The sequence below is a fragment of the Streptomyces sp. NPDC045678 genome, from assembly GCF_056432085.1.
This window is the reverse complement of sequence record NZ_JBWKJS010000001.1, coordinates 1,038,020-1,059,254: the sequence shown is the minus strand read 5'-3', so window position 1 is coordinate 1,059,254 and position 21,235 is coordinate 1,038,020. Positions and strand designations below refer to the sequence as shown.

21 protein-coding genes are annotated in these 21,235 nt (G+C 72.2%); 15 read left to right on the top strand and 6 right to left on the bottom strand.

Features of this window, described 5'->3' with window-relative positions; all coding sequences use genetic code 11:
• Positions 1–99 precede the first annotated feature (99 nt).
• From AC07DO_RS04655 to AC07DO_RS04640, 4 genes are read left to right on the top strand one after another with little or no spacing between them, the layout of a single operon-like run.
• On the top strand, positions 100–429 hold the full coding sequence (locus tag AC07DO_RS04655; RefSeq protein ID WP_479057035.1) for a CU044_2847 family protein: 330 nt from the start codon (positions 100–102) through the stop codon (positions 427–429).
• Positions 426–1,454, top strand: coding sequence for a trypsin-like peptidase domain-containing protein (locus tag AC07DO_RS04650; protein WP_479057033.1), 1,029 nt, complete (start codon positions 426–428; stop codon positions 1,452–1,454). The genes AC07DO_RS04655 and AC07DO_RS04650 overlap by 4 nt, the downstream gene beginning before the upstream one ends.
• A gap of 2 nt (positions 1,455–1,456) precedes the next feature.
• Positions 1,457–2,413 carry a hypothetical protein gene (locus AC07DO_RS04645; protein WP_479057031.1) on the top strand — a complete coding sequence of 319 codons (957 nt, stop codon included), beginning with the start codon at positions 1,457–1,459 and terminating at the stop codon, positions 2,411–2,413.
• 30 nt (positions 2,414–2,443) lie between these two features.
• Positions 2,444–3,415 carry a helix-turn-helix transcriptional regulator gene (locus AC07DO_RS04640; RefSeq protein WP_479057030.1) on the top strand — a complete coding sequence of 324 codons (972 nt, stop codon included), beginning with the start codon at positions 2,444–2,446 and terminating at the stop codon, positions 3,413–3,415.
• Here AC07DO_RS04640 and AC07DO_RS04635 read toward each other — a convergent pair.
• The gene (locus tag AC07DO_RS04635; protein ID WP_479057028.1) at positions 3,406–4,332 is read right to left on the bottom strand and encodes an SDR family oxidoreductase; all 927 of its coding nucleotides are present in this window, start codon (positions 4,330–4,332) and stop codon (positions 3,406–3,408) included. The genes AC07DO_RS04640 and AC07DO_RS04635 overlap by 10 nt on opposite strands.
• 134 nt (positions 4,333–4,466) lie before the next feature.
• Between AC07DO_RS04635 and AC07DO_RS04630 the strand changes: the two genes are divergently transcribed.
• A complete protein-coding gene (locus AC07DO_RS04630) occupies positions 4,467–4,988 on the top strand; it encodes a DUF4240 domain-containing protein (protein WP_479057523.1) in 522 nt (173 codons plus the stop codon).
• Positions 4,989–5,006: 18 nt separating this feature from the next.
• A complete protein-coding gene (locus AC07DO_RS04625; RefSeq protein WP_479057027.1) occupies positions 5,007–5,606 on the top strand; it encodes a chemotaxis protein CheB in 600 nt (199 codons plus the stop codon).
• 12 nt (positions 5,607–5,618) lie between these two features.
• Here AC07DO_RS04625 and AC07DO_RS04620 read toward each other — a convergent pair whose 3' ends face one another.
• On the bottom strand, positions 5,619–6,422 hold the full coding sequence (locus AC07DO_RS04620; RefSeq protein WP_479057025.1) for an SDR family NAD(P)-dependent oxidoreductase: 804 nt from the start codon (positions 6,420–6,422) through the stop codon (positions 5,619–5,621).
• A 131-nt stretch (positions 6,423–6,553) separates the two neighbouring features.
• On the opposite strand from AC07DO_RS04620, the gene AC07DO_RS04615 reads away from it, so the two are divergent.
• Positions 6,554–7,171, top strand: coding sequence for a TetR family transcriptional regulator (locus AC07DO_RS04615; protein ID WP_479057023.1), 618 nt, complete (start codon positions 6,554–6,556; stop codon positions 7,169–7,171).
• A 12-nt stretch (positions 7,172–7,183) separates the two neighbouring features.
• Here AC07DO_RS04615 and AC07DO_RS04610 read toward each other — a convergent pair whose 3' ends face one another.
• Positions 7,184–8,341 carry a PP2C family protein-serine/threonine phosphatase gene (locus AC07DO_RS04610; protein WP_479057022.1) on the bottom strand — a complete coding sequence of 386 codons (1,158 nt, stop codon included), beginning with the start codon at positions 8,339–8,341 and terminating at the stop codon, positions 7,184–7,186.
• 93 nt (positions 8,342–8,434) lie between these two features.
• Positions 8,435–8,923 carry an N-acetyltransferase family protein gene (locus tag AC07DO_RS04605; RefSeq protein ID WP_479057020.1) on the bottom strand — a complete coding sequence of 163 codons (489 nt, stop codon included), beginning with the start codon at positions 8,921–8,923 and terminating at the stop codon, positions 8,435–8,437.
• Positions 8,924–9,003: 80 nt separating this feature from the next.
• Between AC07DO_RS04605 and AC07DO_RS04600 the strand changes: the two genes are divergently transcribed.
• From AC07DO_RS04600 to AC07DO_RS04590, 3 genes are all read left to right on the top strand, one after another.
• Complete coding sequence (locus tag AC07DO_RS04600; protein ID WP_479057018.1) at positions 9,004–9,918, top strand: TIGR01777 family oxidoreductase; 915 nt, start codon at positions 9,004–9,006, stop codon at positions 9,916–9,918.
• A gap of 163 nt (positions 9,919–10,081) precedes the next feature.
• Entirely contained in the window at positions 10,082–11,446 is a 1,365-nt protein-coding gene (locus AC07DO_RS04595) for an NAD(P)/FAD-dependent oxidoreductase (protein ID WP_479057017.1), read from the top strand.
• 209 nt (positions 11,447–11,655) lie between these two features.
• Positions 11,656–13,800, top strand: a complete 2,145-nt coding sequence (locus AC07DO_RS04590) for a family 20 glycosylhydrolase (RefSeq protein ID WP_479057015.1) — start codon at positions 11,656–11,658, stop codon at positions 13,798–13,800.
• Positions 13,801–13,840: 40 nt separating this feature from the next.
• Here AC07DO_RS04590 and AC07DO_RS04585 read toward each other — a convergent pair whose 3' ends face one another.
• A complete protein-coding gene (locus tag AC07DO_RS04585; RefSeq protein ID WP_479057013.1) occupies positions 13,841–15,286 on the bottom strand; it encodes a regulator in 1,446 nt (481 codons plus the stop codon).
• Positions 15,287–15,503: 217 nt separating this feature from the next.
• Here AC07DO_RS04585 and lipB point away from each other — a divergent pair, with 217 nt between their 5' ends.
• The 4 genes from lipB to AC07DO_RS04565 all read left to right on the top strand — a co-directional run bounded on the left by lipB (position 15,504) and on the right by AC07DO_RS04565 (position 18,786).
• The gene (gene lipB / locus AC07DO_RS04580; protein WP_479057012.1) at positions 15,504–16,364 is read left to right on the top strand and encodes a lipoyl(octanoyl) transferase LipB; all 861 of its coding nucleotides are present in this window, start codon (positions 15,504–15,506) and stop codon (positions 16,362–16,364) included.
• Between the two features lie 118 nt (positions 16,365–16,482).
• Complete coding sequence (locus AC07DO_RS04575; protein ID WP_150219043.1) at positions 16,483–17,448, top strand: lipoyl synthase; 966 nt, start codon at positions 16,483–16,485, stop codon at positions 17,446–17,448.
• A 324-nt stretch (positions 17,449–17,772) separates the two neighbouring features.
• Positions 17,773–18,048 (top strand): SCO2195 family GlnR-regulated protein, encoded by a 276-nt coding sequence (locus tag AC07DO_RS04570; RefSeq protein WP_479057011.1) that lies wholly within the window; start codon positions 17,773–17,775, stop codon positions 18,046–18,048.
• Positions 18,049–18,078: 30 nt separating this feature from the next.
• A complete protein-coding gene (locus AC07DO_RS04565; protein WP_479057009.1) occupies positions 18,079–18,786 on the top strand; it encodes a DUF4191 domain-containing protein in 708 nt (235 codons plus the stop codon).
• 102 nt (positions 18,787–18,888) lie between these two features.
• Here AC07DO_RS04565 and AC07DO_RS04560 read toward each other — a convergent pair whose 3' ends face one another.
• The gene (locus tag AC07DO_RS04560; RefSeq protein ID WP_479057008.1) at positions 18,889–19,356 is read right to left on the bottom strand and encodes an RDD family protein; all 468 of its coding nucleotides are present in this window, start codon (positions 19,354–19,356) and stop codon (positions 18,889–18,891) included.
• Positions 19,357–19,627: 271 nt separating this feature from the next.
• On the opposite strand from AC07DO_RS04560, the gene glnA reads away from it, so the two are divergent.
• The gene (gene glnA, locus AC07DO_RS04555; protein ID WP_479057522.1) at positions 19,628–21,037 is read left to right on the top strand and encodes a type I glutamate--ammonia ligase; all 1,410 of its coding nucleotides are present in this window, start codon (positions 19,628–19,630) and stop codon (positions 21,035–21,037) included.
• Positions 21,038–21,235: the final 198 nt, after the last annotated feature.

Sequence of the window (21,235 nt, the reverse complement as noted above, 5' to 3'; positions counted from 1 at the left end):
CCTGAACGGCCCCGGCGGTAGGTACGCCGGGGCCGTTCGGCCTCTATAAGCGCCTGCCCCCGCCTGCTGTACTGGGATGACTTCCAGGGGGGCGGGCACATGACTGAGCTCGTACGGTTCGACGTCTCGGGCGGGGAACCCGTCGTGGTCGAGGTCGAGGACGCCGGAGACCGGGTGAAGAGGGCGGGCCGGGGTGACACGGTCGTGGTCGCCGTCGGTGAGTTCGCGGAGCGGCTCGACGCGGTGCGTGATGCGGTCGGCTCGGCGCTCCGCACCCTGCGCCACTCCCTCGATCCGCAAGAGATCACCGTCTCCTTCGGCATCAAGTTCACGACGGAGGCCGGAGCCGTCATCGCGAAAGCGTCCGCGGAGGGGCATCTCGCGGTCGAAATGGTCTGGCGCCACTCTCCGCCCACCCCAGAGCCATGAGTACGGCCGCCGAGTCGCAGCCCTGGCGGCTGCGCGTGGAGGGTGCGGAACGGGGCTCGGGCTTTCTGGTCAGCCCGACGCAGGCACTGACCTGCGCGCATGTCGTCGGGAAACTGCACGAGGTCACGGTGGGGTTCGCCACCGTGCCCGACCCGGTCCGGGGCACCGTCACCCTGCCCGTACCGGATTGGGAACACGCGGGTCCGGGGGCCGACATCGCCGTACTCGAACTGCGCCGGGTCCCCCACGGTGTGTCCCCCGCCCCCCTCGGGCCACTGCGGCCCCTGGCGCCCGGCACCGCGCTGCGCGCCTTCGGATTCCCCAAGGGCACGGACGCGCAGGGCACTTGGGCGGACGTGGTCAGTTCGGGTCCTGACGCCACCGGTACGTGCGTGGAAGTACGGCACGACGCCCTGGGCGGGTTCCCGATCACCGGCGGGTTCAGCGGCGGCCCGGCCCTGGAGACACGGACCGGCCGCGTGGTCGCGATGCCGACCCTGGACATGGAACGGCGCGGCATCGGCTGGCTGATCCCGCTGCTCACCATCGCCCGGCATTGGCCGGCCCTGCGATGGCTCGTGCCGGACGAACTGGCCGCCGAACCCGATTTCCGCACCGCCGTGGACGACTTGGCCGACCGTTCGTACGACGCCGCGGCCACCCGGCTGAGAGGCCTCGTGTCCCGGTTCCCGCGCAATCCGGACGCCCGCTACTACCTCGCCCTCGCCCTGCTGCGGGGCCGGGGCCCGCACGCCCACCGCCCGGAGCGGATCGACGCCGTGGTGGCGGAGCTGAACGCGGCCCTGCGTCTGGACGACGGGTGCGGGCACGCCAGAAGCCTCCTCGGCGTCATCGAAGAGGACTTCTACCTTCCGCGTGGTCTGGGGCTCTCCTCCCCCCACGCCCTCGGCATCCGTACTCGGGCGAGTGAGTGCGGCCCCGAACACGCACAGGAGATCGTGCAGCACGTCCCGGCCCCGGCCTCCCCCGCCTGGCGGCGGCTGGTGTCGTCGAAAGGGGCATAGCCATGGACACCTACCGGGCCGAGAGCGTCGGCAAGTACTTCCGCCAGACTCCGCCGAAGCCGCCCCTGGAGAGCGAGACGGGGGCCACGGCGGGCATCGTCGTCGGGGCCGGATGCCTCGTCCTCGGACTCGTCCTGATCTCGACCTCGGGGCTGGGTGTGCTGCTCGGTGTCGCACTGGCCATCGGCGGGCTGTGGGGCGGGGGTTCCGCCGCACGGAACCTCCTCGACATCCGGCGCACGAACCGGTACCGGCAGGGCGAGTACCGGAGGCAGTACGACCTGGCCGAACCCAAACCGACCGACCAGCAGATGGAGGACTGGCTGAACCTCTCCCTCGGCTGGATCATCGACGAAGGCCTGAACCGGCTCAACCTGAGCCGCGATCAGCTGGCCGGGGCCAGGCCCGGACTCGCCGGTGGCGCCCAACCGCTGCCGCTCATCGGCATTCCCACGGACACCCGGCACGTCGTCATGGCCACGGGCAAGGACGGGGTCACCCGGTTCTCGGCGTATGCCGTGGCCGTGATCTACATGACCGACTGGAACATCAGCTCGTTCCAGTGCGAACTGGACATGGCCACCGGCTCGTTCCAGGACGAGGAGTGCCAGGCGTACGGCTATCAGCACATCAACAGGATCGTCACCAAGAACAACCGGATCACCGTTCCCGGTTCCCCCGGGGGCGGCTCGAAGGACGTCGTCCGCCGCGGCGACTGGATCAGGGACCGGTCCGGTACCGCCCTGCACGTCACGACCGAGCAGAGCATCGAGATCGGCGTGGCCGGGCACGAGATCGCGATCGTCATCGGTCTCTCCACCAACGAATGGGTCGGCGGCCTGGACTTCATGAAGAACAGGGCCGACCACGCCGTGCAGGAGATCCGCAAACAGCTGGAGTGGTACGGCACCCGGGGCCGCGGCGGGCCCGGCAGCACCGACGACCCGTGGTCGGCCTGAACCGGCCTGTCCGCGCGGCATCATGAACCCATGCGTGCCGCCCGCCTCATCAAGATGGTCCTGCTGCTCCAGGCCCGGCCCTCCATGACCGCCGCCGAGCTCGCCGCCGAGCTGGAGGTGTCCGAGCGGACGATCACGCGCGACGCTCAGGCGCTGTCCGAGGCGGGCGTGCCCGTCTACGCCGACCGGGGCCGCGCCGGCGGCTACCGGCTGATCGGCGGCTACCGCACCCGCCTCACGGGGCTCGGCCGCAGCGAGGCGGAGGCGCTGTTCCTGTCCGGGGTGCCGGGCGCGCTGCGGGAGATGGGGCTCGCGGACGCGGCGTCGGCGGCCCGCCTGAAGGTGTCGGCGGCGCTCATGCCGTCGCTGCGGGACGCCTCGCAGAACGCGTCGCAACGGTTCCATCTGGACGCGCCGGGCTGGTTCAGGGAGACGCCCGCCCCCGAGCTGCTGCCCGCCGTGGCGGACGCGGTGTGGGACGACCGGCGGGTGAGCGCCCGCTACCGCCGCCAGGAGGCCGAGGTGGAGCGGGAGCTGGAGCCGTACGGGCTCGTGCTGAAGGCCGGGGTCTGGTACTTGTGCGCGCGGGTGCCCGAGTCGGGAGCGTTCCGCGTGTACCGCATCGACCGGTTCACCGCGGTCGACGCGAGCGACGAACGGTTCGCGCGGGACGAGGAGTTCGACCTGCCGGGGTTCTGGGAGGAGCGGGCCGAGCAGTTCGCGCGGGCGATCCTGCGGTCCGAGGCCGTGGTGCGACTCTCGGAGGCGGGCGTGCGTCAGCTGCCGTACGCCACGGACCGCGCCGTCGCACGGGAGGCGATGGGGACGGCGGGCGAGCCGGACGCGTCGGGCAGGGTGACGGTCACGCTGCCCGTCGAGAACGAGGACGTGGCGTACGCGCAGCTCCTGGCCCTCGGCCCGGAGGCGGAGGTCCTGGAGCCGCCGAGTCTGCGCGCACGCTTCGCGGAGGCGACCGCCAGGGCGGCCGCGCTCTACCGGTAGCCGGTGACGTCGGCGGTCGCGCTCTCCTGGTCGACCTCCGTGAGGTACCGCCAGGCGTCGGGCGCCGAGCCGTCGACGTCCGTGAAGCCGTACTCCTTGGCGAGGCCGCCGCTGGAGAGCGACGTCCCGTTGTGCCGGGCCACGTCCGGGTCGCCGGCGAGCGCGACGAGCGCGCGGCCCACGAACGTCGGGGTCTCGGAGATCGCGAAGTGCGGGTTCTGCTCGCAGCCTGCGAGCCAGTCGTCCTCGGTCACCTTGAAGTGGGTGTCGAGCATCGCTTCGGAGCGCAGCCAGCCCGGAGTGAGGCAGAGCGCGGTGCAGCCGTACTCCTTCAGCTCCTCGGCGAGGTCGCGCGCCATGCGCAGCGGGGCCGCCTTCGCGAGGTCGTAGAAGAAGGGTTTGCGGTAGGTGGGGCCGTTGTACTCGGCGGTCCCGTCGGTGACCTCGACGACGAGGCCGCCGGGGTTCCTGGTGAGCAGCGGCAGCGCGTGGTGGCTGGTGACGATGTGGGTCTCGATGCCGAGGCGCAGGATGCGCAGCCCCTTGTCGAGGTCGTGCTCCCACATCTTCTTGTCCCATTCGACGTGGACGTCGCCGCCCCAGATGTCGTTGACGAGGATGTCCAGGCGGCCCTGCTCCCGGTCGATCCGTTCGACCAGGGCGGCCACCTGTTCCGGTTCCAGATGGTCGGTGGGGACGGCGATGCCGCGGCCGCCCGCCGCGTCGACGAGTTCGGCGGTCTCCTCGATGGTCTCGGTGCTGCGGCCGGTCTCGCTGGTGTGCGCGCGGGTGGTGCGGCCCGTGACGTAGACGGTGGCTCCGGCGCGGCCGAGCTCCACGGCCATGGCGCGGCCCGCGCCGCGGGTGGCGCCCGCGACGAGGGCGATCTTTCCGGTCAGGTTCTGCGTGGTCTCCATGTCCTTGAGGTTTCCACCAAAAGCCGACAACCACTGTCGCCTTTTCCACGGGCATGTGCACGGATAACGAGACAGCCGCATTCCGGCGCACTCCGCGTGCGCCCCCACCCCGCAGGACCGATGCTGGACCCGTGATGGACGAGACGGAGTTCTGGGAGATCGTGGACCGTACCCGCGAGGCCGCCGACGGCGACCCCGAGGACCACGCCGAGTTGCTCGTCGAGAGACTGCTGCAGTCCGACCCGGACTCCGTCCTCGACTTCGCCCGTCACTTCGAGGCCCGCTACAACCGCGCCTACCGCTGGGACCTGTGGGGTGCGGCCTGGGTGCTGCTCGGCGGCGCGAGCGACGACGCCTTCGACTGGTTCCGGTGCTGGCTGATCGGCCAGGGGCGGGAGGTCTTCGAGGGTGCGGTGCACGACCCGGACGCGCTCGCCGACCTCCTGGACGACTTCGACGAGGAGCTCGACGGCGACGGCGAGGAGCTCGGCTACGCCGCGGACGAGGCGTACGAGCAGCTCACCGGCGTCATCGCGCCCGAACTCGGCGTCGCCCCCGCCCCGGCCGAACCGGAGGGCACGCCGCTCGACTTCGAGGACGAGTCGGTGATGGCGCGGCGCTACCCCAAGCTGTGGGACCGCTTCATGGCGGACTGACGGGGATAGGCTGACAGGGTGTCTGCAAGCCCACGCAGTGAGAATCCGGAGCGGGCCGACGTCGTGCTCGTCGCCGCTTCGGCCGGTGGCATCGGCGCCCTGAAGACCCTCATGGGCGGACTGGAGCCCTCGCTTCCGGTGCCCGTCCTCGCGGCCCAGCACCTCAGGCGGTCACGCGAGACCGCCATCGCCGCGATCCTGTCCCGCGCCACCCGACTCGACGTCAAACTGGCGGAGGACGGGGAGAGTCTCCGGTCGGGGACGGTGTACATCGCGCCGCCCGATCATCATCTGTGCGTGAAGAACCCGAAGGAGCTCTCCCTCAGCCGGGCGGGCCCGGTCAACTACGCGCGTCCGGCGGCCGACCCGCTCTTCGAGTCGGCGGTGCGGGCGTTCGGGCCGCGGGTCATCGCCTGCGTGCTCACCGGAGCCGACGGCGACGGCGCCCTGGGCGTGGCGCAGGTCAAGGCGCGGGGTGGCACGGTCATCGTGCAGGACCCGGCGTCCGCCGAGTTCCACGGCATGCCCAAGGCCGCGGTCAGCACGGGCTTCGCGGACTTCGTGCTCGACCTCGAAGACATCGCGCCGACCATCAACAGACTGCTGCGGGCGCCCTGACGGCCGGGGGGCTCAGAAGTGGGTGCCGCCGTCGACGCGGACCTCGGTGCCGGTGATGAAGCGGCCGTCGTCCGAGGCGAGCATGGCGACGACGGAGGCGACGGTCTCGGGGCCCGCGAAGCCCTGGCCGAGGGCGGGCGCCAGCTTCACGAACAGGCTCATGTCGGCGTCCACGGGCAGGCCGGGTCCGACGCTCTGCCTGCTGGCGCCCGAGCCGTCGGTCATCCCGGAGGAGATGGAGCCGGGCTGCACGGCGGTGAAACGGATGCCCTGCTTGCCGTACTCGGCGGCGAGGGCGTGCGTCATGGACTGGATGCCGCCCTTGCTCGCCGCGTAGGCCGCCATGTACGGGTGGGCGAACGCCGCGGACGTCGAGCTGAAGTTCACGACGGCGGGGCCGTTGCCGCCCAGGAGTGCCGGGATCGCCTCGCGGATCACCAGGAAGGTGCCGGTGAGGTTGACGGCTATGACCTGGTTGAAGGCGTCGAGGGTGGTCTCGTGGGTGTGCGAGGAGCGCAGGATGCCCGCGGCGTTCACGAGGACGTCGAGGCCACCCAGCGCGTCGGTCGCCGCGGTGACGCCCGCGCGGACCGAGGCCTCGTCCGCGATGTTCACGACGACGGTGGTGAGGCGCTCCGCGTCGGCGCCCGCCCTGGCCATGGTGTCCCGCAGCCCGTCCTCGCTGACGTCGGCGGCGACGACGCGGCCGCCCTCGGCGAGCATGCGCAGCACGGTCGCCTGGCCGATGCCGGAGCCGCCGCCGGTGACCAGGGCGCGGCGGCCTTCGTAGCGGTTCGGGGTCTGCGTGGCGCTCATGGCGGTCTCCGGGTCTCTCAGGTGATGCGCGGGGGTGTCGCGCGTTCTGCGTCCACGGTACGCCTGGGTGGCACGTTGTGCCACTCTGCCTTGTCGTGCCACTCTGACGCACTCGACGTAGGCTTCCTGGAATGAGCACCCCGCCCCTCTCCCTCACGGAGCGCCGCAAGCTGGCGACCCAACTGGAGATCGCCCGTGCCGCGGCCGAACTCTTCACCGCGCAGGGGACCGACCGCACCACCGCGGAGGCCATCGCGGGCCGCGCCGGGGTCGCGCTGCGCACGTTCTACCGCTACTTCCGCACCAAGCAGGACGCGGTGGGCCCGCTGCTCGCCGTCGGCGGCGACCGCTGGCGCGCGCTCCTCGCCGCGGCCGGTCCCGGCGCGCCGCTCCCCGACGCCCTGCGGAGCGCGATCTTCAAGGCGCTGGCCGTGCCGGACGAGGCGGCGGCGGACGGGCTGCGGCAGACCCGCGGGCTGCTCCGCGCGGCCGCGGGCGATCCGGCGCTGCGGGCGGTCTGGTACCGCGTGAACCAGGAGTCCGAGGACAAGCTGCGCCCGGTCGTGGCGGAGCTCGTGGGCGCGGGTGCGGAGCCCCTCGACATCCGCCTGGCCGCCGCGGCGGCGACGGACGCCATCCGGATCGCCCTGGAGACCTGGGCGGAGACGGACGCGGACGTCACGGGCCCGGACTCCCCCGCGGAGCTCGCGGCGCGGTGCCTGCGGAGGCTCATGGGCGGGACGGGCTGAGGCGAGGCGCTCCTAGGTGAGGTCCTGCGCCCCCGGACCCGGTTGCCGTTCCGCCTTCGCGAGCGGCCCCGGTGCGAAGACCATCAGGGTCACGTCGTCCCGTACCCGCCCCGCGTAGTCGAGCACGTCCGCCCACACGCGCTCCGCGAGCCCCTCCGGGTCCTCCGGCGCCGTGTCCGCCTCCAGCATGGCGGTGAGGCGCTCGACCAGCGGATAGAACGTGCCGGAGGCGTCCCGCGCCTCGCACACCCCGTCGGTCAGGCCGAACAGCAGGTCGCCGTCGAGCAGCGGGACCGTGAGGCCCTCGGGCGGGGCGAGCCCGGCGATGCCGAGGCCGAGGGGTGCCCCGGACGGCACGTCCAGCTCGGTGACCTCGGTGCCGCGCAGGAGCAGGGGCTGCGGGTGGCCGCAGGAGACGACGCGGACCACGGAGGCGTCGTCGGGGAACTCCAGGAGCACCGCCGTCGCGAACAGCTCCGTGTGCTCCTGCCCCGCCGAGTCCACGACGAGCCTGCGGTCCAGCTGGGCGGCGACCCCCTCCAGGTCCGCCTGGTCGAGGACCGCCTCGCGGAACGCCCCGAGCAGCGCGGCGACCGTGCCGACCGCCGCGAGACCGTGGCCCTGCACGTCGCCGATGAGGGCACGCACTCCGGAGGGTCCTCTGCGTACGTCGAAGAAGTCGCCGCCGACCAGCGTCTCGTGCTGCGCCGCCTCGTACAGGCCCGCGCACCGCACCCTGCCGACCTTCTCCTCCAGCGGCGGCAGGACCGCGAGCTGGGCCGCCTCCGCGACCGTGCGGACCGTGACGAGCTGCGCCTCGCGGCGACTGCGCACCCAGGCGAAGAGCACGCTGAGCAGCGCGATGAAGCTGATCGTCAGCTCGTCGCTGCTGCCCGGGTGGCCGAGGCCGAAGACCGGCAGGGAGAGCAGCACGAGGACGACGGCGCCGACGAGGGCGGTCAGGGCGGGCCCGTACGACAGGGCGGCGAGCGGCGGGACGGCCGCGATCAGGAAACCGAGGTCCAGCGTCCTGGGGGTGACCAGCTGGACGAGGGTGATCGCAAGCAGGAGCAACGGCGGCGGCCAGCGCACCCAGGGCGGGGGCGGCGTACCGCGCAACAGCCAGTCGCGCTGGTCCGCCTCGCGCCGTCTGGCCTCGGCCCTGATCATTTCTTCACGCTCCTACGCGCACGGCGCCGCCGCACGTCGGGCCGGTCCGTCAGGTGCCACGGACGCCGCGGGTCATGCGCGTCCGGTGTCAGGTCAGAGAGGTCGCCCCATGAGGACGTCGTCGACGTACGCGCCGTCCAGCAGGAACTCGCCGGGCAGCACGCCCTCGATGACAAGGCCCTCCGCCTCGTAGAGCTTGCGGGCCGGAGTGTTGTGGCCGAGCACGCGCAGGGTGATCCGGACGGCGCCCTGGCGGCGGGCCTCGTCCATGGCCGCCCGGAGCAGCCGCCTGCCGACGCCGCGGCCGCGCGCCTCCTCGGCGACGACGAAGCCCTGGATCTGGCGCACGTGCGCGTTGGCGAGCAGAGGGGTGGGATAGCCGAGCTTCACATAGCCGACGATGTGCCCGTCCGCCTCGGCGACCAGGTGGTCGCGGGGGCCGAAGCGGTCGTTGAAGAAGGGGTCGTAGGGCGGCTGGGGACGGGGCTGGACCGCGTGGAGCGTGGACCAGGTGGCGCGGTCGAGACGGGCGAGCGCGTCGTCGTCCTCGGGCCGTGCGGTACGTATGTGCATGTCCGGCATGGCGCCACTTTACGGCGGCCGGGCCCGCGCGCCCCGCCCGTCGCAACGGGGCGGGCGCGTTCCCGGTTCCACGGGGCAGGATGGGAGCCATGGACACCACACAGTCGCGCGTCGCCGTGGCCGGCGCCTCCGGGCTCATCGGTACGGCGCTCACCCGCTCCCTCGCCGCCGACGGGCACGAAGTGGTGCGTCTGGTGCGCAGGGCGCCACGGGGCAAGGACGAGGTGCGCTGGGATCCCAAGGAGGGGTACGTCGACACGGCCGGGCTCGCGGGCTGCACCGCCGTGGTCAACCTCGCGGGCGCGGGCATCGGCGACCACCGGTGGACGGACGCCTACAAGCGGGAGCTGCGGGACAGCAGGGTGCTGGGCACCAAGGCGCTCGCCGCCGCCGTGGCGTCGCTCGACGAGCCGCCGCGGGTGTTCGTGAACTCCAGCGCGATCGGCTACTACGGGGACACCGGCCGGCGTGCGGTCGACGAGAACGCCCCGGCGGGGCACGGCTTCCTGCCCGAGCTGTGCGTGGAGTGGGAGGACTCGGTGGCCGCCGCGCGGGACGCCGGCGTCCGCACGGTCCTCGCCCGCAACGGCCTGGTGATCGGCCGCGAGGGCGGCGCCTGGGGCCGTATGTTCCCGCTGTTCAAGGCGGGGCTCGGCGGCCGCCTCGGCGACGGCAGGCAGTACTGGAGCTACATCTCGCTGCACGACGAGGTGGCCGCGCTCCGCCACCTCATCGACACGGAGACGCTGTCCGGGCCCTTCAATCTGACGGCGCCCGATCCGCGCACCAACCGCGAGATCACGGCCGCGATGGGACGCGTGCTGCGCCGGCCCGCGCTCCTGCCCGCGCCCGCACCCGCGCTGCGCCTGGTGCTCGGCGAGATGGCGGGGGACGTCCTCGGCAGCCAGCGGGTGCTGCCGACCCGGCTCCTGGACTCGGGCTTCTCGTTCGCGTATCCCGGCATCGACGAGGCGATCAGGGCGGCGCTGCGGTGAGGTGACCGCCCGGGCGCCGTGCGACCTTCGTGCGACCGTGCCCGGGTGCATGCGCGACTGCCGCTGACCGGAACCGCTCCTACCCTCGTGACCGACGCGGGTATTCCGGAGCCCTGTTGGGGGCATCAGCACCCCACCAGCCGCGCGACCTCGGGAGGGGCACGTGCCAGAGCATGCGCACCATGCGGATGTCGTCATCGTGGGAGCCGGGGCCGCGGGCCTCTCGGCAGCACACCGGCTGACCAGCGCCGGTGTGACGACCGTCGTCCTGGAGGCCACCCCGTGCGTCGGCGGCCGGATGTCGACCGAGAAGGTCGACGGGTTCCGGCTGGACAGAATCGGTCAGCTCCTCACCACCTCGTATCCGGAACTGCGCCGCACCCCGGGGCTCGACTCGCTCGTGCTGCGTCCCTTCGCGCCGGGCATCCTGGTGCACAGCGACGGCCGCCACCACCGGGCGGCCGAGCGCCTGCCCGCACGGAGCGCGAGGGGCGCACTCACCACGGCACGCGCCCTCGCGAGCGCCCCCCTCGCGCCGCTGGCAGCGCGCGCTCCGGCGCGGACCGCCTCCGGCACCCCCTCACGCCCCGCCCCGCTCGGCACCCCGCTCGACCAGGCACGGCTCGGCTCCGCCCTGGCCCGGATCGCCGCGACGCCCGTCGACCGCCTCCTCAACCGTCCCGAACTCCCCGCGGCCGACGCCCTCTCCGCACGCGGACTGCCCTCCCGCACCATCCAGGGTTTCCTGCGCCCCCTGCTCTCCGCGCTGCTCTGCGACCCCGGCCTCACCACGTCGAGCCGGTGCGCGGACCTCGCCCTGCACGCCTTCGCGCGCGGCCGCCTCTGCCTGCCCGAGGGCGGCGCCGAAGCCCTGCCGGAACACCTCGCCGCCGCCCTGCCGCCCGGCGTGGTCCGCACCGGCGTCCGCGTCACCTCGGTCTCCACGAGCTCCGTCGGGACCTCGGAGCACGGCGAGTTCACCTGCCGCGCCGTCCTCCTCGCCACCGACGCGCGCGCCGCCGCCGAACTCCTTCCCGGCCTGCGCGTACCGCCGTTCCACGAGGTGACGGTCGTCCACCACGCCGCGCCCGAACCGCCGCTCGACGGGCCCGCGCTGCTCCTGGACGCGGACCGCGCGGGCCCGGTCGCGCACACCGCGGTCATCAGCCAGGTCGACCCGTCGCGCGCGCCCGCGGACCGCGTCCTGGTCTCCTCCACCGTCCTCGGCCCGCCTCCCGAGGAGTCCGCCGTCCGCGCGCACCTCGCCGCGCTGTACGGCACACCGACCGACCGCTGGGAACGCCTTGCCGTCCACCACACGCGCGACGCCGTGCCCGTGATGGCGCCGCCGCACGACATCCGGCGGCCCGTGCGGCTGCTCTCGGGGCTCTACGTCTGCGGGGACCACCGCGACACCAGCACGGTGCAGGGCGCCCTGCACTCGGGGCGGCGCGCGGCCCACGCCGTCCTCACGGACTTCGGCATCGCGCCCTCGTACGCCCAGGAGGCGCTGCCCACCGCCGCCTGACCCATCCGATCTATGCCCCGCTCCCCCCGGAAGCCCCCGTGCCCCCACGCGGGGGCTTCCCGCCGCTTCCCGCCCCTGCAACTTCCCTTGCCAATGCGGTAGTACGGGGCTACGGTCCTGCCGGATCGACCAGCAGCGGGAGGACAGCAGTGCGTCGCACCTTGCCGGTGACATCGCTCATCCTCGGCCTATTCATTGGAGCTCTGGCCTTGCCCTCCGCCCAAGCCGACGCTCCCCGCGAGGAGCCGTCCGGTGCCGCCGCACCGCCCTCGGTCGTCCCCCGCCCCACCGACTGGACCGCACACGGCGGCCGCACCGCGCTCACCCGCGCCACCCGCGTCATCATCGACCCGCGCACCGCCTCCGCCACCGCGCTGCCCGCCGGACGCGCCGAACTCCCGGGCCCGGCACGGCAGTCCGTACGCGGGCTCGCCGGCCAACTGCGTACGGAGATCGGGCAGGTCACCGGCGTCACCCCGCGCGTCTCCGACGCCCGTCGCCCAGCCCCCGGAGACATCGTGCTCACCCTCACCGACAAGGGAGCGCCGGGCGCGGAGGGATACCGCTTCGACAGCAGGGGCCCCGTCCGCATCGAGGCCGCCTCCACACACGGCCTCTTCTACGGCACCCGCACCCTCCTCCAGCTCCTGCGCGCCACGGCCGACGACCACCGCCAGGTGCCCCGCGCCACCGCCACCGACCGACCCGCGCAGGCCATCCGCATGGTGCACCTCGACGCGGGCCGCAAGTACTGGCGGATCCCCTACCTGGAGAACCTGATCCGCCGGATGGGCGACCAGAAACTCAACACGCTCCTGCTGCACCTCTCCGAGTCGGAGGGATTCCGCCTCCACAGCCCCAGGTTCCCCGGCCTCGCCGACCCCGAGCACAGCTACAGCCGCGCCGACATCGAGCACCTCAAAGCCTTCGCCGCCCGCCACCACGTGCAGCTGATGCCGGGCCTCGAACTCCCCGGCCACGCCACCGCGATCAGTCAGGCCTTCGGCATCGGCTTCGGCTCGGGCCCCTCCCCCTGCACGGGCGCGCACACGCACTCCCACCTCACGCCCGACTGGGTCGTCGATCTGACAAGCGACAAGGCGCTCGCGAAGTCGAAGGAGATCGTCGACGAGTTCGCGGGCTGGTTCGACGCGCCGCTCTTCTCCATCGGCGCGGAGGAGGTGCCGGGGCAGCTCGCGGAGTGCCCGCGCGTGAAGGAGTACCTGGCGTCCTCGCCCGACGTCTCCACCCTCGGCGATCTCCTGAACCGCTACATCAACTCGCTCGACGACGTGGTCACTTCGCACGGCAGGCGCACCGCCGTCTACAACGGCTCCGAGCACCTGCCCGCGCCCCGGCAGAAGGTGCACGCCCCGGTCGTCTTCCTCACCTGGGAGGGCACGGGCGCCGAGCCGGAGATCCCCGGCCACGACGAGATCGCGATCGGCCCCTTCTACACCACGCCGAACAACTACCACCACCTGTATCCGGACGAGCCCTGGATGTACGGCGGTTGGGCGCCGAGCACCAGCCCCGACATGCTCGGCTCCGGCGTCGCGAACTGGGCGGACTACAACTTCTGGGCCGACGACGGCTACTTCGAACAGCACATGGCGGGCGCCCGCGCGATCCTCGCCGACCGCGCGTGGAACGGTTCGGCGACCCCGGACACGCTCGCCGGCTTCCGGACCCGCGCCGCCCGCGTCGGCGACCCTCCCGGCACCACGCCCGCGCCCGTGCCGCCCCGCGTCGAGGGCAGGCCTAGCCACCACTGGACCTTCGACGACGCGTCGTACCCGAGCGGCTGGACGTACGCCGGCAGCCCAGGCAACACGATCTTCGCCGAGGACCGGGCCGGCGACCTGCCCGGCACCTCGTACATCATCGACAACCCGACACCCGTGCCGGGCCCGCGCGGTCAGGCCTGGCGCTTCGACTCCGACCGGGACGGCGTGGGCTTCGGCGGCCTGGACGTCGCCGAGCCGTGGACCGTCTCGGTCCGGGTCCGCGCCGGCGCACGCACCGCCGACCAGGTCCTGCTCAGCTCCAGGGCGGGCGCCCTCAAGCTGATGCAGCACGGCACGGGCGAGGTCGGCTTCACCCGGTACGGCGACGCGGACTTCAGCTTCGACCACACACTGCCACTGGGCCGCTGGACGCGGCTGACCTGGGTGGCCGTGCCGGGCAGCACGACGCTGTACGCCGACGGGGAGCGGGTGGGGTCGGTCGCGGCCTCGATCCCCCTCCCCCTGCGCTCCCTCGGCACGGAGAAGACCGGCCTGCGAGGCGACCTGGACGAACTGGTGACGTGGGACGAGGCGTTGAGCCCCGCCGAGGTCGCCCGCCTGGAATGAGCGGACGGCCGGGGCGGGGCGTGCGGGACGCCGGGAGGCCTCAGCCGAGCGCCGCGACCCTGTCGCGGTACCCGCGCACGGGCGCCGCGTCCCGGTAGGGCTCCAGGCGGCGCTCGAACTCGCGCACGTATTCGTACGCCCGCGCGGACCGCATCTCGCTCGCCGCCTGCGCGGCCTCGGAGCCCAGCTGGCAGGCCGTCTCCAGCTCGCCGAGGCCGAGCCGCGCGGTGGCGAGCACCACCCGGCAGAAGAGCCTGCTGCGCGCGAAGGCGGGGGCGCGCAACTGAAGCGAGCGCTCGGCGTGCTGGGCCGCGGCGCGGTACTGCTGCAGGTCGCGGTAGCTGTGCCCGAACTCGTCCGCCAGCTGTGCCTCGTCGAAGAACCGCGCCCAGTGCGGCACCTCGTCGCCGGGCCGCGCCGCCTCCAGCGACCGTTCGGCCCGCACGAGCGCCGCCGTGCAGGCCCGCACCTCGCCGAGCACCCCGTGGCCCCGCGCCTCCGCGGCGTACAGCAGGGACTGCACGACGTGCGGGGCCGCGGAGCCGACGCCCTGCTGGGCGACCCGCGCGAGCTGCACGGCCTCGCGTCCGTGGCCGAGGTAGACGGCCTGGCGGCTCATCGTGACCAGGACGTACGAGCCGTACGCCCGGTCGCCCGCCGCCTGCGCGAGGCGCAGCGCCTGGACGTAGTACCGCTGGGCGAGGCCGTGGGCCGCGATGTCGTACGAGGTCCATCCCGCGAGGCGGGTCAGGTCGGCGGCGGCCGCGAAGAGTCTGCGTCCGGCCTGCTCTCCGTAGACACCGCGGAGCATCGGCTCGGCCTCGTGCTCCAGATAGCGGACGAGGGCCTGGCGGGCGTGCCCGCCGCCGTACGCGTGGTCGAGGGCGCGGAACAGCTCGCCCACGGAGCGCAGCGCCGCGATGTCCCCGTTGCTGACCCGCAGGCCGGGGCCCCGCTCGGGGCCCTGCCGCTGCCGGGGCACGGCGGGGCGGCCCTGCACGGGGACGCGGGCCTGGAGCGGATCGACGTCCCCGCGGCCGACGCGTTCGTCGGCGCGGCCGATCAGCCAGTCGCGGCTCGGCACCACGAGCCCGGCCGGGGTGAACGCGATCTTCCGGAGCTCCGCGTGGCTCCCCGAGTCCTTGCGCCACAGCCCGCCGACGATGTCGATGGCCTCCTCCGGGGTGGCCGCGAACTCGAGACCGGCATACACCGGAGCACACGCGTCGAGCCCGAGGTCCTGGGCGGAGAGCCGACGCCCGAGCCGTCTCGTGAAGACCTCGGCGATCAGCGCGGGTGTGGTGCCCCTGGGCTGCTGGCCGCGGAGCCAGCGGGTCACGGACGTCTTGTCGTATCGCAGGTCGAGGCCGTGCTCCAGGCCCAGCTGATCGACGCGGCGGGCGAGGCCCGCATTGGAGAATCCGGCTTCCGAGATGAGCGCGGCTAGCTGTCGGTTCGGGGTGCGCTGCGGGGGTCGTTCCGTCATCGGCTGTGCGGTCTCCTGCCTTTCGGGCCTGCCTTGAGCAGCCCTTATGGCCTCGTGAACGGCGCGAATGTAGCGGCCGTGGCAGCCCGTGTACGCACCTTGCGGAGCCATTCATCCGATCGTGTGAGGAACCCGGGCCGAGGTTGCCGCCGGAGGGGGCCCGTACAGTGGCAGGGGCGCGATATGTGCACGGTGAACGTTCAGGGAGGCACCTGCCGTGAGTGAGTTTCGGTTCGTCCGGCTGGGCTTCGGCCCGGACTCCGTGGAGTACCAAGAGGCCTGGGACGAGCAGCGCCGCGTGCACGCCGCCCGCTTCGCCGACGAGGTCCCCGACACCTGTCTCCTCCTGGAGCACCCGCCGGTCTACACCGCGGGCCGCCGCACCGCGGACAGCGAGCGCCCGCTGGACGGCACCCCCGTCGTCGACGTGGACCGCGGCGGCAAGATCACCTGGCACGGCCCGGGCCAGCTCGTGGGCTACCCGATCCAGAAGCTGCCGCGCCCGGTGGACGTCGTGGCGCACGTACGCCGCCTGGAAGAGGCGCTCATCCGCACCTGCGCGGAGTTCGGCCTCGACACCACGCGCGTCGAGGGCCGCAGCGGCGTCTGGGTCCTCGGCGACCCGGTGGAGCGGCGCCCCGCGCTCGGCGGCCTCTCCCTCGACTTCGACCCGCGGCTGCAGGACGACGAGTTCGACGCCCGGTTCAACGGTCCGGAGTACGCCCCTTCGAACGCGGGCCAGCGCCGCGAGGACCGCAAGATCGCGGCGATCGGCATCCGCGTCGCCAAGGGCGTGACGATGCACGGCTTCGCGCTGAACGTGAACCCGGACAACACCTGGTTCGACCGGATCATCCCGTGCGGCATCCGCGACGCGGGCGTGACCTCCCTCTCGTACGAGCTGGACCGCGAGATCACCATCGCCGACGTCCTGCCCGTCGCGGAGCGGCATCTGCGGGACGTACTGGAGAACGCGGAGCTGAAGCCGCGTGCGGTGGAGTCCGCCGCGGCGCCCGCAGCGCCGCCTGCCGCGGCACCCACTGTGGAGCCCGCCTCCGTGGAGCCCGCCTCCGCCTAGGTCGACACCGGGCTCGGGGAATGGACCCCCTTGGCCAGAGGTTGGCCAGAAGTAAGCCCAACGACATCACGGGCGTACCCTGGTGTGCGCCGAAGAATCGAAGCTACAGGGAGCCGATGTGTCCGCAGTCGCACCCGACGGACGCAAGATGCTGCGCCTGGAGGTCCGGAACGCCCAGACCCCCATCGAGCGCAAGCCCGAGTGGATCAAGACCCGGGCGAAAATGGGCCCCGAGTACAACGCCCTGCAGAAGCTCGTGAAGACCGAGGGCCTGCACACGGTCTGCCAGGAGGCGGGCTGTCCGAACATCTACGAATGCTGGGAAGACCGCGAGGCCACGTTCCTCATCGGCGGCGACCAGTGCACCCGGCGCTGCGACTTCTGCCAGATCGACACCGGCAAGCCGCAGGCCCTCGACCGCGACGAGCCGCGCCGCGTCGGCGAGTCCGTCGTCACGATGGACCTGAACTACGCCACGATCACCGGCGTCGCCCGCGACGACCTGGAGGACGGCGGCGCCTGGCTCTACGCGGAGACGGTCCGCCAGATCCACGCGATGACGGCCGAGCGCGCCGAGGGCTACACCAAGGTCGAGCTGCTCATCCCGGACTTCAACGCCGACCCCGACCAGCTGGCCGAGGTCTTCTCGTCCGAGCCCGAGGTCCTCGGGCACAACGTCGAGACGGTGCCGCGCATCTTCAAGCGGATCCGCCCCGGCTTCCGGTACGAGCGCTCCCTCGAGGTCATCACGAAGGCCCGCGAGGCCGGCCTGGTCACCAAGTCCAACCTCATCCTCGGCATGGGCGAGACCCGCGAAGAGGTCAGCGAGGCGCTGCGCCAGCTGCACGAGGCGGGCACGGAGCTCGTCACGATCACCCAGTACCTGCGCCCGACCCCCCGGCACCACCCCGTCGAGCGCTGGGTGAAGCCCGCCGAGTTCGTGGAGCTGAAGGAGGAGGCCGAGCAGATCGGCTTCTCGGGCGTCATGTCGGGCCCGCTGGTCCGCTCCTCGTACCGCGCCGGCCGCCTGTACCAGATGGCGATCGAGAAGCGCGGCGCGTACGTGGCGTCGCAGGCGGTGTGAGTCACGGCGTCACCGACACCGTGACGCGGGCACATGCCGCGCCCCCACACACCGTGTGAATCGGCGCACAAGCTCCTACCGTCCAGTAGTGGCCGTAATGACGCGGCCCATACGATCCCCGCAGGTGAACGGGACCGTATGGGCCGCGTCAGCGTTTTGGGCCCCCCGCGGTCCCCCGCGGTCCCCCGCGTCAACGTTTCATCGGCGTTTGACCACCCGGTCACGCCCTGGTAACACCAATCAGTGACCCTGGTACTACCGCACGTACAGCCTTACCCATAGCCGCTCCCCCCGTCTCGAGCCGCTCTCCAGGAGGGCCCCATCATGCAGGCCGCGCCCGTTCGCGCCACGCAGGTTCGCACGACCGCCACGACCGCCAGGCAGGCTGCCCGCACGACCGCCACGCCCGTCCGCGCCACCGCGATTCCGTCCGTCGCCGACGCTCTGCGCGCCGTCGAGTCACTGCTGATGAGCGGCGGCCAGCGCACGGCCCGGCGCAACGCCTGGACCTCCGTCCTCGAGGACCGGCGCCGCGCGAAGGACCGGGTCGAGACCCTGCGGGTGCTCGAAGAGGCCGGGACGGCAACCCGCACGTCGTAGCCGCCGCCGGGGCCACGTAGACTTCATCGCATGGCGAGGAAGGAATCCACCGCGGCGGATGCGGCCGCGGAGCCAGGGCGACTCAAGCAGATCGCTCTGACCTACAAGATGACCCGGCGGGCCGACTCCAAAATCGGTCTCATCATCGCGGCTGTGGGAATCGTCACCTTTGGTGTCTTCCTCGCAATCGGCTTCTGGGTCGGACACCCGATCTACCTGGGCATCCTCGGCTTCCTGCTCGCCTTCCTCGCGATGGCGATCGTCTTCGGACGCAGGGCCGAGCGGGCCGCCTTCGGTCAGATGGAGGGCCAGCCCGGCGCGGCGGCCGCGGTGCTCGACAAGATCGGCCGCGGCTGGACGACGACCCCCGCGGTCGCGATGAACCGCAGCCAGGACGTGGTGCACCGCACCGTCGGCAAGGCCGGCATCGTCCTGGTCGCCGAGGGCAACCCGAACCGCGTGAAGAGCCTGCTGGCCTCCGAGAAGAGGAAGATGGCCCGCATCGTGGCGGACGTCCCGGTCCACGACGTCATCGTCGGCACGACGGAGGGCACGGTCTCCCTGAAGAAGCTCCGCACGACGCTTCTGAAGCTCCCCCGCGTCCTCACGGGCCCGCAGGTCACGGCGACGAACGACCGCCTGCGCGCGATGGGTGACCTCATGTCGAACATGCCGCTCCCGAAGGGGCCCATGCCGAAGGGCATGCGCATGCCAAGGGGCGGCCCGAAGGCGAAGTAACTCCTTCTCTACGACGATGAGGGCCCCGGAACCGATCGGTTCCGGGGCCCTCATCGTCGTAGAGCGACGTCGTCGCAGAGGGACGTCCTCGTGGCGGGACTTCTAAACGCGTACCTGCACGGAGCGGGAGAGGCGGTCGTGGAGGCCGCGGCCGTCGCGGTCCCAGATCAGGGCGGGGATGACGAGGCACAGCAGGACGCTGCGGAGCAGGACCCAGCCGGGGGCGAGGCGGCCGCCGCTCTCGGAGATGACGCGGAGCCGGAAGAGGGCCTTGCCCGGGGTGCAGCCGACCGTGCCGACGGTCAGCACGCTCATGACGAAGAAGATCCCGAGGGCCCAGTTGCCCATGGCCTGCTGGTCACCGCCCGCGAACAGACCGTATGCGATCACCATGCACAGGCCCCAGTCCACGGCGATGCCACCGATGCGGCGGCCGGGGCGTGCGATCGATCCCGGCCCCTCCTCGGGCAGGCCGAGCTGCTGGCCCCGGTATCCGAAGTCGACTCCGGCGTCCTCGGCGGCGGCGCGGGGGCCGGACAGCCACGATCCGATTGCTTGCCTCTTGTCCACCTGTCCACGGTACTGCGCGGCTCGTCCCCCCGGGACGGCCGGGGTGGGACATGCCGCGCAGGGGACAAGGCACGCGAGGCAGGGGACAAGGCACGCGAGGGGCGCAAGGGTGCACACCACACCCGGCTCGGTTAACTTCGACGAAACAAATGGGTCATGCTTGAGAAATCCCCCGTCCTTATGGTCGGGTCCCAGCGTGTGCCACCCGCACTGGCCGCACAACGAGCTGCAACCCCGTCCCGCCTCGGGCGGGAGTAGGAGGAGTTGGATGTTGTTCCAGAACGCCGACGACGCAAAGAAGTACATCGCGGACGAGGACGTGAAGTTCGTCGATGTCCGATTCTGCGACCTGCCCGGTGTGATGCAGCACTTCACGATCCCGGCGGCGGCGTTCGACCCGGACGAGGAGCTCGCCTTCGACGGTTCGTCGATCCGCGGCTTCCAGGCCATCCACGAGTCCGACATGGCGCTCCGCGCCGACCTGTCGACGGCTCGCGTGGACCCGTTCCGCCGGGACAAGACCGTCAACATCAACTTCTTCATCCACGACCCGATCACGGGCGAGCAGTACAGCCGTGACCCGCGCAACGTCGCGAAGAAGGCGGAGGCGTACCTGGCCTCGACCGGCATCGCCGACACGGCGTACTTCGGCCCGGAGGCCGAGTTCTACGTCTTCGACAACGTCCGCTTCCAGACGTCGGCGAACGAGAGCTTCTACCACATCGACTCCGAGGCGGGCGCCTGGAACACGGGCGCCGTCGAGAACAACCGCGGCTACAAGGTCCGCTACAAGGGTGGTTACTTCCCGGCCCCGCCGGTGGACCACTTCGCGGACCTCCGCGCCGAGATCTCCCTCGAGCTGGACAAGAACGGCCTCCAGGTCGAGCGCCAGCACCACGAGGTCGGCACGGCCGGCCAGGCGGAGATCAACTACAAGTTCAACACGCTGCTCGCCGCGGCCGACGACCTGATGCTCTTCAAGTACATCGTGAAGAACGTCGCCTGGCGCAACGAGAAGACCGCGACCTTCATGCCGAAGCCGATCTTCGGCGACAACGGCTCGGGCATGCACGTCCACCAGTCGCTCTGGTCCGGCGGCGACCCGCTCTTCTACGACGAGCAGGGTTACGCGGGCCTGTCGGACACCGCGCGCTACTACATCGGCGGCATCCTCAAGCACGCGCCGTCCCTCCTCGCCTTCACCAACCCGACGGTGAACTCGTACCACCGCCTGGTCCCCGGCTTCGAGGCCCCGGTCAACATGGTCTACTCGCAGCGCAACCGCTCCGCGGCCATGCGTATCCCGATCACGGGCTCGAACCCGAAGGCGAAGCGCGTCGAGTTCCGCGCGCCGGACCCGTCCTCGAACCCGTACCTGGCCTTCTCGGCGCTGCTCCTCGCGGGCCTGGACGGCGTCAAGAACAAGATCGAGCCGCCGGAGCCGATCGACAAGGACCTCTACGAGCTCGCCCCCGAGGAGCACGCGAACGTCGCCCAGGTCCCGACGTCCCTCCCCGCGGTCCTCGACGCCCTCGAGGCGGACAACGAGTACCTCCAGGCCGGCGGCGTCTTCACGTCCGACCTGATCGAGACGTGGATCGACTACAAGCGCACGAACGAGATCGCCCCGATCCAGCTGCGCCCGCACCCGCACGAGTTCGAGCTCTACTTCGACATCTAGAGATCGGGTAGTCCGGGCGACCCGGACGGCAACCCTGAGCGCGCACCGCGTGTGCACCGCTCGGCCGATCCTCTGGCGTAGCGTCAGAACAGTGGGGGGGGGAACCCCCCCCCTGGAGGGGGGGCACACCCCTTCTTTCCTCTTAAGGAACCCCCCCCCCCCCCTCCCTCCCCCCCCACCAACCCAATGGTGCCCACC

Coding starts and splice junctions, on each gene's coding strand:
- AC07DO_RS04655 (WP_479057035.1), top strand. CDS start 100: ATGACTGAGCTCGTACGGTTCGACGTCTCGGGCGGGGAACCCGTCGTG.
- AC07DO_RS04650 (WP_479057033.1), top strand. CDS start 426: ATGAGTACGGCCGCCGAGTCGCAGCCCTGGCGGCTGCGCGTGGAGGGT.
- AC07DO_RS04645 (WP_479057031.1), top strand. CDS start 1,457: ATGGACACCTACCGGGCCGAGAGCGTCGGCAAGTACTTCCGCCAGACT.
- AC07DO_RS04640 (WP_479057030.1), top strand. CDS start 2,444: ATGCGTGCCGCCCGCCTCATCAAGATGGTCCTGCTGCTCCAGGCCCGG.
- AC07DO_RS04635 (WP_479057028.1), bottom strand. CDS start 4,332: ATGGAGACCACGCAGAACCTGACCGGAAAGATCGCCCTCGTCGCGGGC.
- AC07DO_RS04630 (WP_479057523.1), top strand. CDS start 4,467: ATGGACGAGACGGAGTTCTGGGAGATCGTGGACCGTACCCGCGAGGCC.
- AC07DO_RS04620 (WP_479057025.1), bottom strand. CDS start 6,422: ATGAGCGCCACGCAGACCCCGAACCGCTACGAAGGCCGCCGCGCCCTG.
- AC07DO_RS04615 (WP_479057023.1), top strand. CDS start 6,554: ATGAGCACCCCGCCCCTCTCCCTCACGGAGCGCCGCAAGCTGGCGACC.
- AC07DO_RS04610 (WP_479057022.1), bottom strand. CDS start 8,341: ATGATCAGGGCCGAGGCCAGACGGCGCGAGGCGGACCAGCGCGACTGG.
- AC07DO_RS04605 (WP_479057020.1), bottom strand. CDS start 8,923: ATGCCGGACATGCACATACGTACCGCACGGCCCGAGGACGACGACGCG.
- AC07DO_RS04600 (WP_479057018.1), top strand. CDS start 9,004: ATGGGAGCCATGGACACCACACAGTCGCGCGTCGCCGTGGCCGGCGCC.
- AC07DO_RS04585 (WP_479057013.1), bottom strand. CDS start 15,286: ATGACGGAACGACCCCCGCAGCGCACCCCGAACCGACAGCTAGCCGCG.
- AC07DO_RS04570 (WP_479057011.1), top strand. CDS start 17,773: ATGCAGGCCGCGCCCGTTCGCGCCACGCAGGTTCGCACGACCGCCACG.
- AC07DO_RS04565 (WP_479057009.1), top strand. CDS start 18,079: ATGGCGAGGAAGGAATCCACCGCGGCGGATGCGGCCGCGGAGCCAGGG.